Origin of the sequence: Polynucleobacter sp. MWH-CaK5 (assembly GCF_018687615.1) — a bacterium.
Classification (GTDB): domain Bacteria; phylum Pseudomonadota; class Gammaproteobacteria; order Burkholderiales; family Burkholderiaceae; genus Polynucleobacter.
On the sequence record NZ_CP061299.1, the window covers coordinates 995,861 to 1,010,527 of the forward strand.

The 14,667-nt window shown below is 45.1% G+C and carries 15 protein-coding genes and 2 pseudogenes; 10 read left to right on the plus strand and 7 right to left on the minus strand.

What is annotated here, in order from left to right; translation table 11 throughout:
- Nucleotides 1-3: 3 nt before the first annotated feature.
- On the plus strand, nucleotides 4-954 hold the full coding sequence (locus GQ367_RS04905; RefSeq protein WP_215289514.1) for a hypothetical protein: 951 nt from the start codon (nucleotides 4-6) through the stop codon (nucleotides 952-954).
- Here GQ367_RS04905 and GQ367_RS04910 read toward each other — a convergent pair.
- Nucleotides 951-1,517: a site-specific integrase gene (locus GQ367_RS04910; RefSeq protein WP_215289516.1), complete on the minus strand. Its 567-nt coding sequence runs from the start codon at nucleotides 1,515-1,517 to the stop codon at nucleotides 951-953. The two genes, GQ367_RS04905 and GQ367_RS04910, sit on opposite strands and share 4 nt — an antisense overlap.
- A 312-nt stretch (nucleotides 1,518-1,829) precedes the next feature.
- Between GQ367_RS04910 and GQ367_RS04915 the strand changes: the two genes are divergently transcribed.
- The gene (locus GQ367_RS04915) at nucleotides 1,830-3,167 is read left to right on the plus strand and encodes a hypothetical protein (protein WP_215289518.1); all 1,338 of its coding nucleotides are present in this window, start codon (nucleotides 1,830-1,832) and stop codon (nucleotides 3,165-3,167) included.
- 549 nt (nucleotides 3,168-3,716) lie between these two features.
- Here the strand turns inward: GQ367_RS04915 and GQ367_RS04920 are convergent.
- A complete protein-coding gene (locus GQ367_RS04920) occupies nucleotides 3,717-4,052 on the minus strand; it encodes a hypothetical protein (protein ID WP_215289520.1) in 336 nt (111 codons plus the stop codon).
- A 133-nt stretch (nucleotides 4,053-4,185) separates the two neighbouring features.
- On the opposite strand from GQ367_RS04920, the gene GQ367_RS04925 reads away from it, so the two are divergent.
- The 3 genes from GQ367_RS04925 to GQ367_RS04935 all read left to right on the plus strand — a co-directional run bounded on the left by GQ367_RS04925 (nucleotide 4,186) and on the right by GQ367_RS04935 (nucleotide 5,457).
- Nucleotides 4,186-4,626 (plus strand): DUF6641 family protein, encoded by a 441-nt coding sequence (locus tag GQ367_RS04925; RefSeq protein WP_215289522.1) that lies wholly within the window; start codon nucleotides 4,186-4,188, stop codon nucleotides 4,624-4,626.
- Nucleotides 4,627-4,716: 90 nt separating this feature from the next.
- Nucleotides 4,717-5,082, plus strand: coding sequence for a DUF6876 family protein (locus GQ367_RS04930; RefSeq protein ID WP_215289524.1), 366 nt, complete (start codon nucleotides 4,717-4,719; stop codon nucleotides 5,080-5,082).
- A gap of 15 nt (nucleotides 5,083-5,097) precedes the next feature.
- Nucleotides 5,098-5,457 carry a hypothetical protein gene (locus GQ367_RS04935; RefSeq protein WP_215289525.1) on the plus strand — a complete coding sequence of 120 codons (360 nt, stop codon included), beginning with the start codon at nucleotides 5,098-5,100 and terminating at the stop codon, nucleotides 5,455-5,457.
- Between the two features lie 177 nt (nucleotides 5,458-5,634).
- On the opposite strand, the gene GQ367_RS04940 is transcribed toward GQ367_RS04935, so the two are convergent.
- Together GQ367_RS04940 and GQ367_RS04945 are read right to left on the minus strand one after the other, a co-directional pair.
- Nucleotides 5,635-6,150: a hypothetical protein gene (locus GQ367_RS04940; RefSeq protein ID WP_015421826.1), complete on the minus strand. Its 516-nt coding sequence runs from the start codon at nucleotides 6,148-6,150 to the stop codon at nucleotides 5,635-5,637.
- A gap of 41 nt (nucleotides 6,151-6,191) precedes the next feature.
- On the minus strand, nucleotides 6,192-8,372 hold the full coding sequence (locus tag GQ367_RS04945; RefSeq protein ID WP_215289526.1) for a heavy metal translocating P-type ATPase: 2,181 nt from the start codon (nucleotides 8,370-8,372) through the stop codon (nucleotides 6,192-6,194).
- A gap of 98 nt (nucleotides 8,373-8,470) precedes the next feature.
- Here GQ367_RS04945 and GQ367_RS04950 point away from each other — a divergent pair.
- Nucleotides 8,471-8,614: pseudogene (locus GQ367_RS04950) on the plus strand (MerR family transcriptional regulator); the annotation flags it as partial.
- Here GQ367_RS04950 and GQ367_RS04955 read toward each other — a convergent pair.
- Nucleotides 8,598-8,783: pseudogene (locus tag GQ367_RS04955) on the minus strand (MBL fold metallo-hydrolase); the annotation flags it as partial. The pseudogenes GQ367_RS04950 and GQ367_RS04955 overlap by 17 nt on opposite strands.
- Between GQ367_RS04955 and GQ367_RS04960 the strand changes: the two are divergent.
- Nucleotides 8,742-8,981 (plus strand): DUF1289 domain-containing protein, encoded by a 240-nt coding sequence (locus GQ367_RS04960; RefSeq protein ID WP_215289527.1) that lies wholly within the window; start codon nucleotides 8,742-8,744, stop codon nucleotides 8,979-8,981. The pseudogene GQ367_RS04955 and the gene GQ367_RS04960 overlap by 42 nt on opposite strands.
- Nucleotides 8,982-8,995: 14 nt before the next feature.
- Here the strand turns inward: GQ367_RS04960 and GQ367_RS04965 are convergent, their stop codons facing one another.
- Nucleotides 8,996-9,979, minus strand: a complete 984-nt coding sequence (locus GQ367_RS04965; RefSeq protein WP_215289528.1) for an MDR family oxidoreductase — start codon at nucleotides 9,977-9,979, stop codon at nucleotides 8,996-8,998.
- 87 nt (nucleotides 9,980-10,066) lie between these two features.
- Here GQ367_RS04965 and GQ367_RS04970 point away from each other — a divergent pair, with 87 nt between their 5' ends.
- Genes GQ367_RS04970 through GQ367_RS04980 form a run of 3 tightly spaced genes read left to right on the plus strand, consistent with a single transcriptional unit; the run spans nucleotide 10,067 to nucleotide 11,564 of the window.
- Entirely contained in the window at nucleotides 10,067-10,369 is a 303-nt protein-coding gene (locus GQ367_RS04970) for a hypothetical protein (protein ID WP_215289529.1), read from the plus strand.
- A gap of 21 nt (nucleotides 10,370-10,390) precedes the next feature.
- Nucleotides 10,391-10,879 (plus strand): flavin reductase family protein, encoded by a 489-nt coding sequence (locus GQ367_RS04975; RefSeq protein WP_215289531.1) that lies wholly within the window; start codon nucleotides 10,391-10,393, stop codon nucleotides 10,877-10,879.
- Nucleotides 10,880-10,937: 58 nt separating this feature from the next.
- Complete coding sequence (locus GQ367_RS04980) at nucleotides 10,938-11,564, plus strand: glutathione S-transferase family protein (protein WP_251370127.1); 627 nt, start codon at nucleotides 10,938-10,940, stop codon at nucleotides 11,562-11,564.
- A gap of 67 nt (nucleotides 11,565-11,631) precedes the next feature.
- On the opposite strand, the gene GQ367_RS04985 is transcribed toward GQ367_RS04980, so the two are convergent.
- Complete coding sequence (locus tag GQ367_RS04985; protein WP_215289534.1) at nucleotides 11,632-14,667, minus strand: efflux RND transporter permease subunit; 3,036 nt, start codon at nucleotides 14,665-14,667, stop codon at nucleotides 11,632-11,634.

Below are 14,667 nucleotides of genomic sequence, written 5' to 3' on the forward strand. Positions count from 1 at the left end.
GCCATGAATTCAGTATCCTTATTACTAACTAATTTCTTTAGTAGTAGAATTGTTTTATTGAATTTTGTTAGTACTTTTATGATGAAAAAAAATAAAAAAATCCATCCAGCAAGATTTGCAAGAAGGCAACAGGAAATACAGGCGGAGATCTGGACCACTTACCTGCGCTTTAGTCCTAGTTATGAAATCGCTCGTCAGATTCGAGCTAAAGAATTGCCCAAGAGCTCCCTTAAGAAGATGCCTGCGGACTTTGGTAAGGTGTTACAGGTTTATGACGATTTTGGTGACGTTAGGTTTATTGATTTTCCGAATTGGTACTTTGAAAATAGACGCAGAATATTTGGCGTTATGCCGGAGACCCCACACATCTCCACCATTACCAGGCTTCAAAAAGGCAAAGAGCGTGAATTAGATAAGATTGCCAATGATTTTTTCAAATTCAATGTGATGCATGGTTTGGATATGCGCCAGCGGATCAATCTGGTTGCCATTCCACTTGATAAGAAAAAGTCTGAGTTGATGAAGGAGTTTTCTGAGTACTTAGATAAACACGGAGCCAAAGCACCAGATCCAGAGGACACCAAATACATTGGGTTAAAAGGGCTGCAAACAAGAGCTACTATCAATGCGCTCAAGGTAATATGGCTTCACGCCTATATGCCTAAAGCACCACTTTGGGAGATTGGCGCTATATCAGACGTTAGCAAAACCTTTAGCATGAAACTATCTAGCTTAAAAAAGACTAGCGGCAATGAAGATGCAAGATACCTAATGACTATTACTGTAGCAAAGCTATTTAAGCGAGCACTGCTCATTGCGGAAAATGCCGCTTACGGCCGCTTTCCCTCTGATAAACCCACTTCCAGCACCTTAGAGTTTGACTGGCAATCGTTAACCAAGCTATTGCAACAGAGAAAAACCAAGTTAAAGCTCCAGCAGGAGCACTACTTTTAAATTAACTCCACAGCATTGCGCAGCATGTCTGGCCTAGTGTCGATATAGCGCTGTGTAGTACTCATTTGACTATGGCCAGCCAGCTGCATCATTACTCTGACTGATACGCCCTTCTCGCTTAAACGAGTTAAAAAGCCCCTGCGCCCACTGTGGCTGGTAGCACCGTCTAAGCCAGCTTGTTTATATAAGCCACTCACAATGTGCGTTAGCGTATTCGGTGTAAAGCCATCGGCACGCAAGGTCTTAAACAAGGGCTTTTTTGAATCAACACAAGGATATTGGGCAATATATTTGGCGATAGCGCTTTGCATCCGCTCCGATAGCAAGACCACCCTACTTTTATGGCCTTTGGTCTGCTGTGCTGAGAGTCTAATTTCACTACGAATCGCGCCATCACTAGCCATAACATCGCCATAACGCACTGCAGCGACCTCCCCGATACGCATCCCTGCCCAGTGCGTTAACAGCAATATCGTTTGGTTACGCAGTCCGTGATTGGTAGTACCTGCATAGGCTAGTACGCGATCAAACTCTTCATCGGTGAGTGTTCTTGCTTGTGTCATTTACATCCTCCGTCAACAGTATTTACTTAGTTCTATTGTGTTTTCAGATCAGTTAAATTCCTACCGATCTTGGCAATATCATGGCAAATTGGCGGTTTTTATGGCCAGTTTTCGGTAAAAATTCCCGCTTTGTTTTCAAGCGGTTACAAGGTCTCAACACAAAATACATGTTATGTGTTGAGACCGTAGAGCTTCAAAGACCGTAGCATTTGAGCCACGGATTAGGCCATGAACAACAACTTTCCTTGGCTTAAGTGGCTAGAGTAAGATTTACAAGTATTACTTTAAGTAACACTTACTTGCGAGCTAGCGATGATCATTAAACAATTCAAAACACAACAAGAGCGTGTAGATTACGTTTTAAAGGCGTCTGCAGCACGTAACGCAGAAATCGAAGCTCAACTGGCTAACGAACCTAAAAAGCCCGCTAAAACCACGCCTAAAAAGCAGCAAAAAGTACTAAGCAAAGCAGCCCAGCAGCGCTTAGAGAAGGAACGCCAAGAAGCAGCCAAATCCAAGGTAGAAAAACTGGCTGAAAGCATTAAAAATCGTAGCACCATCGCTGCCAAACACAGCAGCGTGGTTAAGCAAGTTAATACCGTTAAAACACGTAATATCCCTGTAAAGAAGGCTAAAGTTAATCCTATTAAGAAAGTAAAGCAGCAAGCGCCTATGGCTCACACCAGCGATTACGAGGTTTTTGAGGCTCGCATTGCCCAGCGTGACAAACAGCAACATCATCTACTTAAACAAGCCGAAACCATCCGTAATCGCCTCGCTAAGCTATCTGATCGTGAAAAAGTCAAAACCACAGAAGGTTTGCGGGACTGCTATGGCATTTATGAGTTTATTGAATCTAGCAAAGAAGGTGACCTGCTCTATGACATCATCCGCAGCTATTTCAAAGCTACGCTAGAGCCTATACAAAGCAATACGCCTAATGAAGCACTACTAGTGCGCTTTATCTTTAGCAAGAAGTCCAAGAAGCAAATCAGCGAATACGCCACGGTACTTCGCTATGCACGGGAAACCGGCATTGCTAAAAATGACTTTGTGAAGTGGTACGACGATACAACGCAGACTCGAATACTCTCATTGGCCCGCAAGAGCTCCTCAGCCGATAGCCAAGAAAAACTCAAACGCGCCAAGATCGCACTGCTGCGTTACTTTGATATTCAAGAAGAGTGGCCATTAGGCCACTTTGACTACCCAGAGTATTTGGCAAATCGACAGGTTCACTTACCTGATGAACTGATGTTCGTCATTTGTCGTGGTTTTCGTAAGTTCAATCGCGATGTGCACTTTGATCCCGACAATCCGGGCGCTACTCGTGTTCCCATGGCTCAAATATCGGCGCTCCACTTTATTCCACCCAATATCGATGTGATCAATGATGTGATTACTCGCCTAGCGAGATCGCTAGCGCCATATATCGATGAAATTGAGGAGCAAGTTACGCAAAAGACCGAACAAGTCTGGGCTAATGACATGACAAACTTACTCATGGAACGAGAATTAGGCTCTGCTTATAAGTCCGCAGATCGTTGGGCCAATCGGATGCAAGCATCTATCGCTGAAGATCAAGTGGAGTTTGAAAAAACACGTAAGAAGATCCAAAAGCTACGCAATCAAGCACGTAAGTCGGTATAAAAAGGTTATGTAATACCAAAAAATAGCGCTGCATTTTTTTGTGGTGGAGTACTTATGCTTTCAAGGTGGTGATTTTAAACCCCTATTGATGAACTATAGCCACACGTCATAGAGCGAACTAAAGTTCGCTAGTGCCGCAGTAATGTTCATTCGCTCTCGCTCACTCACATTACTTTGCACTTATTTTCTATAGTTGATTTAAAGCCGCTAGCTACGCAGTAGCTAGTGGTGCTGTCTAGTTGATCTAGATTAAGTGAACGAGCGACGGCTATAGCAGAAGACCGAAGTCTTGTTGCTATTAACCGCCATCCGCATAGTATTTGATCTGAGTATCGTTTCACTACACGACCGTAACAGAGTTAGTTTGGAGACTGATGTATTAAAACTCCCAGCCGTTTTTACACGTGCTGCTCTGCGGCATCACCTATTAGTCACATGCTGTTACGGGCAACATGTGTAGGACGGGGTCATTAGCCTCTTATTACAACCCGCGTTTTTGCCATTTTTTAACGAGCGACTTACTCGTGCCGTTCTAACTAACCTGGACTTTTAATAGTTCTTAGCGACCTTACGTAGCGCCTGCTTAGCAATATTCATTACTTTAAAACATCGCCCTAATGCCATTGTTTTTCGCCTTTTAACCCACCTTACTTCACTGATAAATCTATTGAGGAATTTCAACTGCTCTTGGCTTAATAAGTAGGCATGCTGCTTAACTGCAGTATTAGCCATCTTTAATGCCTGAAATGCTTCTTTTGATCCAATATGCAAATCCCTAACACCCACACCATTTTCACTAAGCCAACGATTACTTAACCTAGTATCAACATCGATCTTGCGCTCGATAGCGCATTGCTTTGCAGTGGGCTTCTTTTTGTAGTTCATGAAAGTATTTAGTCTTCTGAACAAGGAATGTGAATTTTTTCTGGTTTATTTGTCCAAACTAAAAATACCGGTTGTCCAACAGCATTTATCGACAATATTGTTGTGTTGCCCTATCAACTTTATGGAGAACATGATGGCAACCTTTGAAAAACTCAAATTTGTAGCAGCAACGAAACCGATTCACCAGCCACCTATCGTTCAGCGTCGTAATAAGCTCATTGGCAAGATCTGGGAGCAGATCGAATTAGTCAAAAGCCAGGCCAATGGCACCCAGCTAGAAATCAAAAAATACAAGACCGTTAAAGACGCTACTGGTAATAGCCAACGTATCGCTGTGAATAAGCGCATTAAGCCTTGGTGGTATCAAGACATTGATGGCAAGTTATGCATCTCCATTCGCTATGGCAGCAAGATCGTGGAACTCAAGCGCGGCATGCCCAGTATTCAAGTGGCTGACTTTGAGGGCTTGTTAGAGAGCTTAGAAATCATCAAAACTGAGGTAGGCAATGGCAGCTTTGATCAAGAGATTGAGCGGGCTAGCGGCGCACTTAAGGCCAACTTTAAAACTAAATAATTCCACCAAACGAGTCAAAATCGCAGGGTTTTGACTCGTTGAGAAGTGTTACTTAAGGTAACACTTGCTCACTTATGAGGCATAGCAAAAATGAATTCTTCAAAAACTCACGTTTTGAATCAATTGAGTCAATTTACTGGCACCGAGTTCTACTACCCCTTATGGCCTAAAGTCTTACTAACCGATGGCACCAAGTACCTAGCGGAAACCGTGGGTTGCTACTGGCTAATGGACGCCATAGCCAGCCATGTCATGCACTTAGGCAGCAATGAGGGCTTTACTAGCTGTAGCCTAACTTGCACCAATGGTTCAGGTAACTTAACCATTACCGATGGCAACGGCAATGTACTAGCTAAGCAACGCATTCCGTATACAGACTTTCCATTTAATGAGATTAGCTTATATGCTTGTTTAAATGAAGATAAGTGGGTGATTTTGCTGCCTAGTGAATACTAGGCACTAAATACTGGTATGCGATTTTTTGAATTCCAAACACCCAAAATACAAAAGCCCTTAAGTCCAGCACAAGCACGAATCAAAGCTCTTAAAGATCAGGCTGAAAGAGCACAAGCAGCAGTTAAAGCTGAGCGGGCTAGACAGAAGATCCAAGCTGGACAAATGGACTTAGCTAAAGTTGAAAGTACCCATAGAAAGAAGTCTCAAAGCTATAAGACTATCTACAAAATGAATAATCCATATACCGCCTGGGTGTCTGCGGGCACTTATGGCGACTTTAATAACGCCCTATCTATGGCGCTAAGAAAGAAGAAAGCTGGCGCTGTTGCTGTGCAGATTGTGGATAACGCTAAGATGGTGGTTTATTCGTCCTAAGTGCTCTTTGATTTTGAAAACCACAGGATTTTCGGAGCAACCGTCTAACACTTCGTTGCTCCAAACGGCTTGATAAGAGAGTAAGTGTTACTTAAAGTAACGCTTCATTAGTTAATGACCGCCATCGATCCAAAGCAGACCTTGGTGTATAAGTTTAATAACTCATCCTCCAGCCAGTTACCACCTTGACCGATCCATCCACATATAGTTCTGTTGCATCATTTGGTTCATCATGTTCTGCTGCATACCCATGTATTGATCCATCATGTATTGGCGTTGCTTTAACTGCTCAGGCGTTAATTTAGAGTAATAAGGGCCCATACCATTCCAGCCCATCGTTGGACCCATCATGTGTCCACCCATCATGCCGCCGTTACCACCACAACAACCCATCATTCCCGAACCCCACATGCCTTGCATCATATTCATGTTGCTCTGCATCGCGCTCCAATGAGCTTGCATCAGTTTTTGTCTTTCTTGTGAATCTTGAGTAGCACGAATCTGATCCATCTGCTGTTGCATCTTTTTAAAGTTCTCTTGAATTTGAGCGGCTTGCTTATCAAACTCCGCTACATCAATATTTTTTTGTTGTGTCTGTGTGGCTTTAGTGCCTGCCCCTGCTGTTTGCGCCAAAACGGGCGCACTTAATAAAACACCCAAACTTAAAATCGCAACACATCCTAGCTTTTTCATCTCAGTACTCCTTGAGTTAAATGCTGAATATTGACTACTGTCTAACTTCTTAATAACCGCAATCCATTTGCCACTACTAGCAAGCTCGCACCCATATCCGCAAATACCGCCATCCACATCGTGGCTTGCCCTGTAAAGGTAAGCACAAGGAAGATAGCCTTAATGCCTAGAGCAAGAACAATGTTTTGAGTCAGAATTAGAGCGGTTGATTTGGATAGCCGAATAAAGGTAGCAATCTTGCGTAAATCATCATCCATTAGCGCAACATCAGCAGTCTCTATCGCAGTATCGGTTCCAGCCGCCCCCATCGCAAATCCAATACTTGCTCTTGCTAAAGCGGGGGCATCATTAATGCCATCTCCAACCATGCCTACCTTTACATTGGGATCCTTTTTTAGGCGACTGTCAATTATTTTGAGCTTATCTTCAGGCAATAAATTACCCACAATTTCATCGACACCCACCTGCTTACCTATTGCCTTGGCGGTGTGCTCATTGTCACCAGTGAGCATGATGGTAGTCACACCTAATTGGTGAAGCCCATCAATAGCCTGCTTGCTTGTTTCTCTAACAGTATCGGCTACCGCAATAATGGCTAGAACCTCTGTTTGGTTGGTAAGCAATACGGCCGTTTTGCCTTGCTGCTCGAGTGGTAATAAACGATTCTCAATATCATCAGAGCACAAACCCAATTCTTCAATCAGTCGATGATTGCCAAGGTAATACAAATTACCCTCAATAACGCCTTTGACACCGCGACCCAGAATCGCCTCAAAGCTATCTACAGTCATTAAATCATTCTTTTGCTCTTGATTAGCATGGGCAATTGCTAGAGATACGGGATGATCAGATCGTGCTGCAAGACTGATGGCAATTTCGTGAATATGCTTGTCATTGCTACTTAATGCAAAAAAGTCCGTTTGTGCAGGCTTCCCGTAGGTTAGTGTCCCTGTCTTATCTACTGCTAAGACCTTCATGCTCCGTCCTGCTTCTAAAAAAGCGCCTCCTTTAATTAAGATGCCTTTTCTTGCAGCGGCTGCTAAGCCACTCACAATCGTTACTGGTGTTGAGATCACCAAAGCACAAGGGCAGGCAATCACTAACATGACTAATGCTTTATAGATCCACTCTTGCCATGACTGCGCCATTAACAATGGAGGCAAAACAGCGACTAACACCGCAAGCAAAAAAACAGCTGGCGTATAGATCTTGGCGAATTGATCAACAAAACGCTGGGTGGGCGCACGACTTCCTTGCGCCGCTTCTACTGCATGAATAATTCGAGCTAGCGTTGAATGAGTCGCTTCTGCAGTAACTTTGTATTCGAACGATCCTGTCTGATTTATCGTTCCCGCAAATACCTCATCGCCAACTATCTTATCGACGGGTAGGCTCTCACCCGTGATTGGCGCTTGATTTACTGCCGAGTTACCACTTATTAATATGCCGTCTAAAGCTATTCGCTCTCCAGGACGCACTCGAACTAAAGCACCTAAAGCGATAGCCTTTACATCCGTTAGCACCCAAGAGCCATCGGCTTGCTGAACGGTTGCGGTTTCAGGGGTGAGGTCTAATAAGCCACGAATCGCATTACGAGCACGATCTAATGACTTGGCTTCAATTACTTCAGCTAGAGTAAATAAGAACATCACCATGGCGGCTTCTGGCCAACTGCCAATCGCCATCGCGCCTGTGACTGCAATTGACATTAAGGCATTGATATTGAGATTGCTATTCTTTAATGCAATCCAGCCCTTTTTATAAGTGGTCAGGCCCCCCGAAGCAATTGAGGCGATTACTAGAGTGATGACAATCCACTGATTACCAAGTTGCAGCAATTCCATAATTTCAGCCAAGGTTGCAGTGATACCTGCAACAGCTAATGGCCACCAATTGGTTTTAGGCATAGGCTCAATCGAGCCGCCCTTTGTAGAAGTCTCACCACTTTGTAGCACCGCCTGCATTCCAATTGAACCCAAAGCGGACTCGATAGCGTCAAGTGAGTTGAGATTGTGACCAACCGTGAGCATCCTTTGCATTAAGTTAAAGTCCAGCGACTCAATGCCGCTTACACTCGCTAGCTTTTTGCGAATAAGCGCCTCTTCAGTTGGGCAGTCCATATTTTCAATGCGATAGATGGCCTTATTCTTGCTCCGTATCTCAGAAGCCTTTGTCACAGGGGTTGATGTAGAACAACTACAGGAGGTATTGCATTCGCTCATAGCGGAAACCTAAATAATGAAGACATAGAACATTTAACACCCTATAGTAACTATAGAGTCAAGGGATTAGAATAAAAATGTAAAAACTTGGAGGTCAAATGAGAATTGGTGAACTAGCAACAGCCACAGGCACTCAAGTGGAAACTATTCGGTTTTATGAGCAAGAGGGTTTGTTAGCAAAACCGGCTCGATCTGAGGGTAACTTCCGAATCTACGGGGATCAGCACCTGCAACGCCTTCAAACTCATCGCGAAGCAGCCATAGGTTGATGTGGTCCAAAGCAAACGGCAGGCGCATCCGCAACCAACGAACACCAGGTGCGACCTCCATTGAACTCCCCACTTCCGGCAAAGCATCGGCTAAGGGATAATGAATAGAACTAAGATCGCTGGATTGGTTTTTGGTATTCATTTTTTCTATTCTAGGTTTGCTTTGACAACAGTTCCATCACCTTGCATCAACTGGTGCGACATCAACCCTGAAAATGGTTTTTGCCGTGGCTGCTATCGCACGCTATCGGAGATTGCAGACTGGTCGGAACTTTCTAACTCTGACAAGCTTGAGGTCTGGGAAAAACTGGAAACACGCAAACCTCAAGCACCACAGTAGGCATTATTAATTGCTTATTTATTGACATCCACAATTAAGCGGCCGCGCACATTGCCCGCCATCAGCTCTGCCGCATATTTAATGGAATCCTCTAAACTAATTTCGTGAGAGATCTCCTCTAAAGTTTTGAGATCAACCAATTTACTCAATTGCTCATAAGCAGCAATGCGTTTTGCTTTTGGCACTGTCACACTATTAATGCCATACAAAGTTACACCACGCAAAATGAATGGCGCAACAGTTGATGGAAAATCCATCCCTTGAGCAAGGCCACAAGCGGCAACCGCACCATCGCTCTTGGTTTGAGCGCAGGCATTTGCTAATGTATGACTACCAACGCTATCGACTACTGCTGCCCAACGCTCTTTTGCTAAAGGCTTACCAGGAGCCGAGAGTGCGGCACGATCAATCACTTCACTCGCGCCCAATTTCTTCAGGTAATCAGCCTCAGACATGCGCCCAGTACTGGCAACAACCGTAAAGCCCAACTTGCTTAGAAGAGTAATGGCAAAGCTACCTACCCCACCTGCAGCGCCAGTCACTAAGACCTCGCCATCACTTGGCTTCAATCCATGCTTTTGCAAAGCCATCACACACAGCATTGCTGTGTAGCCAGCAGTACCAATAGCCAGGGCCTGCTTAGCAGTAAATCCCCTTGGCAAAGGAATGAGCCAGTCCGACTTCACGCGTGCTTGCTGAGCCAGTCCACCCCAATGACCTTCACCAACACCCCAACCATTGAGCAACACCATGTCACCAGCCTTAAATTCTGGGCTAGCGCTCTCTAAAACTTCTCCAGCGAAATCAATACCTGGAACCATGGGAAAGCTACGCACCACCGGACCCTTGCCGGTAATGGCTAGACCATCTTTGTAATTTAGCGTGGAATAGAGCACCTTAACTCTGACATCGCCCTCCGGAAGACTTGCCTCATCGACCTGTGCGATCTCGGCGCGGTAGCCTTGATCATCCTTATTTACCAAAATAGCCTTGAACATATCTCTTCCTTTTAAAAGCGCTGCATTCTCCACAGCAAGTGCGTAATAGGTTTATCCTAACGAGCATTGCTGATTATGGAGGTTTCCATGAAAAAAATTCTACTATTAACTGCGGTTTCTGGCTTAGCGCTAGTCGGATGCTCCTCAAGCCAAATTAATATGTCAATGGGCAATATGCGCCTCATTACCTCCAGCGCAGCACCTCAAGACGTGATGGACTTTGCCAATACGACTTGTAAGAATGATTTCTACCAAGGCGCAAGCTTCCTTTCCAAGGCCGGCAAGGAATATCGCTTTAAATGCGTTAAACCTGAAGAGAATGAAATCCTGAACCCAATTCCAGGCACAACTATTCCCGTCGATGCGCCCGCTCCGACTGCAGCAAAGTAAGCCACTAAATAAGCAAACAAGATGACCCCATTTACTTCCCAAGAGCTCCGCAAAGGCTTTTCCTCCTTTGCAACTGGGGTCACAGTCATTACCTGCTTAGATGCTGACCAGAATGCTCACGGCATCACCATCAGCTCATTCAATACTGTTTCACTAGAACCGCCACTTATCTTGTGGAGCCTCAAAAAGCATTCACGCTTAATGCCCCATTTTGAAGTGGGTCACAAGCAGTTAATTCATGTCTTGGAGCGCTCACAAGAAGCAATGGCAATGCACTTTGCCACTGTAAAAGAAAATCAATTTGTGAACATCCCCCATAAGCTTGCAGAAAGCGGACTTACCCAAATTGAAGGATGCTGCGCATACTTTGAGTGTGAAACTGTTTCTGTTCATACCGGTGGCGATCACAACATCATCGTTGCTAAAGTACTCAACCTAAAGCACACCCCAGAAAGTCACCCACTCATATTTGCACACAGCAAATTTATGGGCCTAGATTCATCACTTTAAAAATACCAAAATAGGAATTCTCATGATTCGCTTATGGGGAAGAAAAAGTTCCATCAATGTGCAAAAGGTCTTTTGGTGCCTTGCGGAGCTAGGACTAGAAGAGAGTAAAGATTTTGAGCGCATTGATGCAGGCCTTCACTTTGGCAAAAATCGCACCCCTGAATTTCTAGCACTCAACCCCAATGGCTTAGTCCCGACTCTGCAAGACGGTGATCTTGTACTCTGGGAATCCAATACCATCTTGCGATATCTGGTTCGTCAGTACGATAAGTCGAAGCGCTTTCCAACAGACATCACTAGTCAGTACCAATCTGAGAAGTGGATGGATTGGCAACTAGGTACGATGTGGCCAAGTTTGCGCGTTGCCTTTCTTGGGCTAACTCGGACACCTGAAAACGAAAGAAACTACGAGGTCATTCACAAGGCATATCAAGATACCAATGCTTTGCTCGCACTACTTGATCAACAGCTGGCCAATCAACGTTATTGCTCAGGAGACTCTTTCAATATTGGGGATATTCCACTAGCGCTCTGTGTAAGTAGATGGATTCTATTAAATGAAACCTTTCCAGAGCAAACTGGGCCACGTTTTTCTTTGCAGAACGTCGAAGCATGGATGCAACGCATAGAGGCGGAAACCAAGTACAGCGTAGTTGCAGAAAAAGAGCTCAATATTGTGAAGTAAGTCAGAAGCTCCAATTGAAAAGGGTGAACTGAGTTCACCCTTTTTCTTTAACCATTTGCGGAATAAATTACTGTTGCTTAAATTTCTTCTGATGGTGATCTGCACCAATAAACAAGTACATCGCTGGCACTACAAAGAGCGTAAACAGAGTGCCGATCGATAAACCAGTAAAAATCACGATACCCATCGATTGACGGCCAGCAGCGCCGGCGCCAGAGGCAATGACGAGAGGCACCACACCCAATACCATCGCTGCAGTAGTCATCAGAATCGGGCGCAAACGCACACTACTTGCTTCTACGATAGCGTCCAACTTACTGCGGCCAGCCTCTTGCAGCTCATTGGCAAATTCCACAATCAAGATTCCGTGCTTACTGATCAAGCCCATCAACGTAACAAGTCCAACCTGGGTATACACGTTCAAGGTTGTAAATCCAAGGTTGATAAAGATAAGGGCGCCAAACAAGGCAAGTGGCACCGAAACCAAAATCACGATCGGATCACGGAAGCTTTCAAACTGTGCAGCCAAGACTAAGAACACGATCAAGATCGCAAAGAACATTGTCACCAAGAAACCGCCTGACTCCGCCATGAACTGGCGGGATGGGCCGGCGTAATCCATGGTGTAACCATTGGGTGCGACTTCTTTCAAAGTTTGACGCATGAACTCGAGCAAATCGGCTTGAGAAATAAATGGTGTACTCACACCAGAGATCGTTGCAGAGTTGAGCTGCTGAAAGTGATTGATGGATTGCGGTACTACTTTTTGCTTAATCGTTGCAATCGTGCGTGCCTGAATCATCTGTCCACTAGGCGTACGGATGTAGTAATCCAAGATCTGATCCGGATTTAAGCGGTCCACTTGCTTTACTTGTGGAATAACGCGATAGGAACGGCCAGCTACAGAGAAGTAATTCACGTAACCGCCACCCAAAGCAGCGGATAGCGCGCTACCCACCTGCTGCTGAGTCATACCTAGTGCGGCAACTTTTTCACGATCAATTTCTAAAACGTCTTGCGGCTTATCAATCTTCAAATCTGAATCCACGAAGAAGAAATTTCCACTGCGACGAGCCTTATCTAAAACTGCCTGAGATACTTCGTTGAGCTGCTCGTAAGACTCAGTAGTGTTGATGACCACCTGAACCGGCAATCCCTGCGCACCAGGCAAAGCTGGGAACTGGAAGGCTGCTACGCGAGCGCCTGCGATCGTATTCCACTTGCTTTGCATATCTTCTTGAAACTTCGTGGCATTACGACTGCGTTGATCCCAATCCTTAAGCAATACACCACCAAAACTACTGGTTGGACTGGTGATCTGGAACATCTGCTCATACTCAGGCTCTGCTGCTGATATTTGATAAATCTGATCAGCGTAAGTCTGCATCTGATTAACTGTACTATTGGGTGGGCCCGAAGCCTGCATCAACACAATACCCTGGTCTTCTGTTGGTGCTAATTCAGCGCGGGCAGTGGCGTAAAGGTAAGCAACTCCACCCAATAAAATCACGCCCATCACAATGATGACCTGCCAAGTACTCAAGAGTTCACGCAAAGTGGTTTGATAGCTGTGGTGTACCTTATCAAAAATACGATCAATCTTCTGTACAAATGAAGAAGCTTCTTGCTCTTCAGTAAAGATGCGTGAGCACATCATCGGAGAGAGCGTTAACGCAATCAATCCCGATACCGCTACGGCACTAGCCAAAGTAAAGGCAAACTCGGTAAAGAGCGCCCCCGTTAAGCCGCCCTGGAAGCCAATTGGGATATAGACTGCGATCAACACAATCGTCATTGCCAAAATTGGACCGCCCAATTCACGTGCGGCAATTAAAGAAGCCTCTAGCGGGGACTTGCCCTCCTTCATATGACGGTCAACGTTCTCAACCACAATGATGGCATCGTCCACGACCAAACCAATTGCAAGCACTAGAGCTAACAGTGTCAGCAAGTTAATGGAGTAACCCAATACCTGCATTAAGAAGAATGTGCCAATTAAAGAGAGTGGCATCGCAATCACAGGAACTGCAACTGCACGCGCACTTCCTAAGAAAAGGTAAATCACCACTGTCACAATCAATAGCGCTTCTAGTAAGGTAGCCACTACTTCATCAATCGAAGTGGTAATGAACTTAGTAGAGTCATAAACTACTTTGCCCGACATACCGGTTGGCAACTGCTTCTGAATATCTGGCACCGCGGCACGAACACGTTCAGCTACATCAAGCAAGTTCGCCTGAGGCGCGACCTTGATGGCAATAAATACTGAGCGCTTGCCACTAAATGCGACATTGGTGTTGTAGTCCTCGGAGCCCATGCTCACGGTCGCGACTTGATCTAAATAGACAATATTGATGCCATCTTTTTTGACAACCAATTTGCGGAACTCATCGAGCGTATGTAGATCTGTACCAGCCACTAAGTCCACAGCAACCATGTCACCTTTAGTGCTACCGACCGCTGATAGGTAGTTATTGGCGGCCATCGCGCTATAGACATCATCAGCACCCACACCCAGGCCAGCCATCTTCTCGCGGTCGAGCCAAGCGCGTAGAGCAAACTTTCTGCCGCCAGTGATTTCAGCATTTTGGACGCCATCTACAGCATCCAGCTTTGGTTTAACTACCCGCAACAAGTAATCCGTGATCGCATTGTTCGGAATGTCATCGCTATAAAAGCCCATGTACATCGCCGCAGTCGACTGACCAATTTGCACAGTCAATACCGGTTGCTGAGCTTGGGGTGGCAGTTGATTCTTGACCGAGCTAATCTGCGTCTGAATTTGGGTTAATGCAGCATTGGAATCGTAATTAAGTTTGAGAGTAGCGGTAATCGTCGAAAGACCGCTCACGCTCATTGATGACAAATAGTCGATACCTTGAGACTGAGCAATCGCCGTCTCTAATGGTTGCGTAATAAACCCAGCAATCGTCTCAGGATCAGCACCATAGTAGGCAGTTGTAATGGTAACAATCGCATTTTGGGTTTGTGGATATTGATTGACCGGCAACGATCCAACAGCCTTCAAACCAAACACTAAGACAAGCGCACTCACTACCAGCGAGAGCACTGGTCTACGAATAAATATGTCAGTCCAATTCAT

What these genes read in the sequence shown, in the direction of transcription:
- GQ367_RS04905 (WP_215289514.1), top strand. Translation starts at nt 4, where the DNA reads ATGAATTCAGTATCCTTATTACTAACTAATTTCTTTAGTAGTAGAATT.
- GQ367_RS04910 (WP_215289516.1), bottom strand. Translation starts at nt 1,517, where the DNA reads ATGACACAAGCAAGAACACTCACCGATGAAGAGTTTGATCGCGTACTA.
- GQ367_RS04915 (WP_215289518.1), top strand. Translation starts at nt 1,830, where the DNA reads ATGATCATTAAACAATTCAAAACACAACAAGAGCGTGTAGATTACGTT.
- GQ367_RS04920 (WP_215289520.1), bottom strand. Translation starts at nt 4,052, where the DNA reads ATGAACTACAAAAAGAAGCCCACTGCAAAGCAATGCGCTATCGAGCGC.
- GQ367_RS04925 (WP_215289522.1), top strand. Translation starts at nt 4,186, where the DNA reads ATGGCAACCTTTGAAAAACTCAAATTTGTAGCAGCAACGAAACCGATT.
- GQ367_RS04930 (WP_215289524.1), top strand. Translation starts at nt 4,717, where the DNA reads ATGAATTCTTCAAAAACTCACGTTTTGAATCAATTGAGTCAATTTACT.
- GQ367_RS04935 (WP_215289525.1), top strand. Translation starts at nt 5,098, where the DNA reads ATGCGATTTTTTGAATTCCAAACACCCAAAATACAAAAGCCCTTAAGT.
- GQ367_RS04940 (WP_015421826.1), bottom strand. Translation starts at nt 6,150, where the DNA reads ATGAAAAAGCTAGGATGTGTTGCGATTTTAAGTTTGGGTGTTTTATTA.
- GQ367_RS04945 (WP_215289526.1), bottom strand. Translation starts at nt 8,372, where the DNA reads ATGAGCGAATGCAATACCTCCTGTAGTTGTTCTACATCAACCCCTGTG.
- GQ367_RS04960 (WP_215289527.1), top strand. Translation starts at nt 8,742, where the DNA reads ATGAATAGAACTAAGATCGCTGGATTGGTTTTTGGTATTCATTTTTTC.
- GQ367_RS04965 (WP_215289528.1), bottom strand. Translation starts at nt 9,979, where the DNA reads ATGTTCAAGGCTATTTTGGTAAATAAGGATGATCAAGGCTACCGCGCC.
- GQ367_RS04970 (WP_215289529.1), top strand. Translation starts at nt 10,067, where the DNA reads ATGAAAAAAATTCTACTATTAACTGCGGTTTCTGGCTTAGCGCTAGTC.
- GQ367_RS04975 (WP_215289531.1), top strand. Translation starts at nt 10,391, where the DNA reads ATGACCCCATTTACTTCCCAAGAGCTCCGCAAAGGCTTTTCCTCCTTT.
- GQ367_RS04985 (WP_215289534.1), bottom strand. Translation starts at nt 14,667, where the DNA reads ATGAATTGGACTGACATATTTATTCGTAGACCAGTGCTCTCGCTGGTA.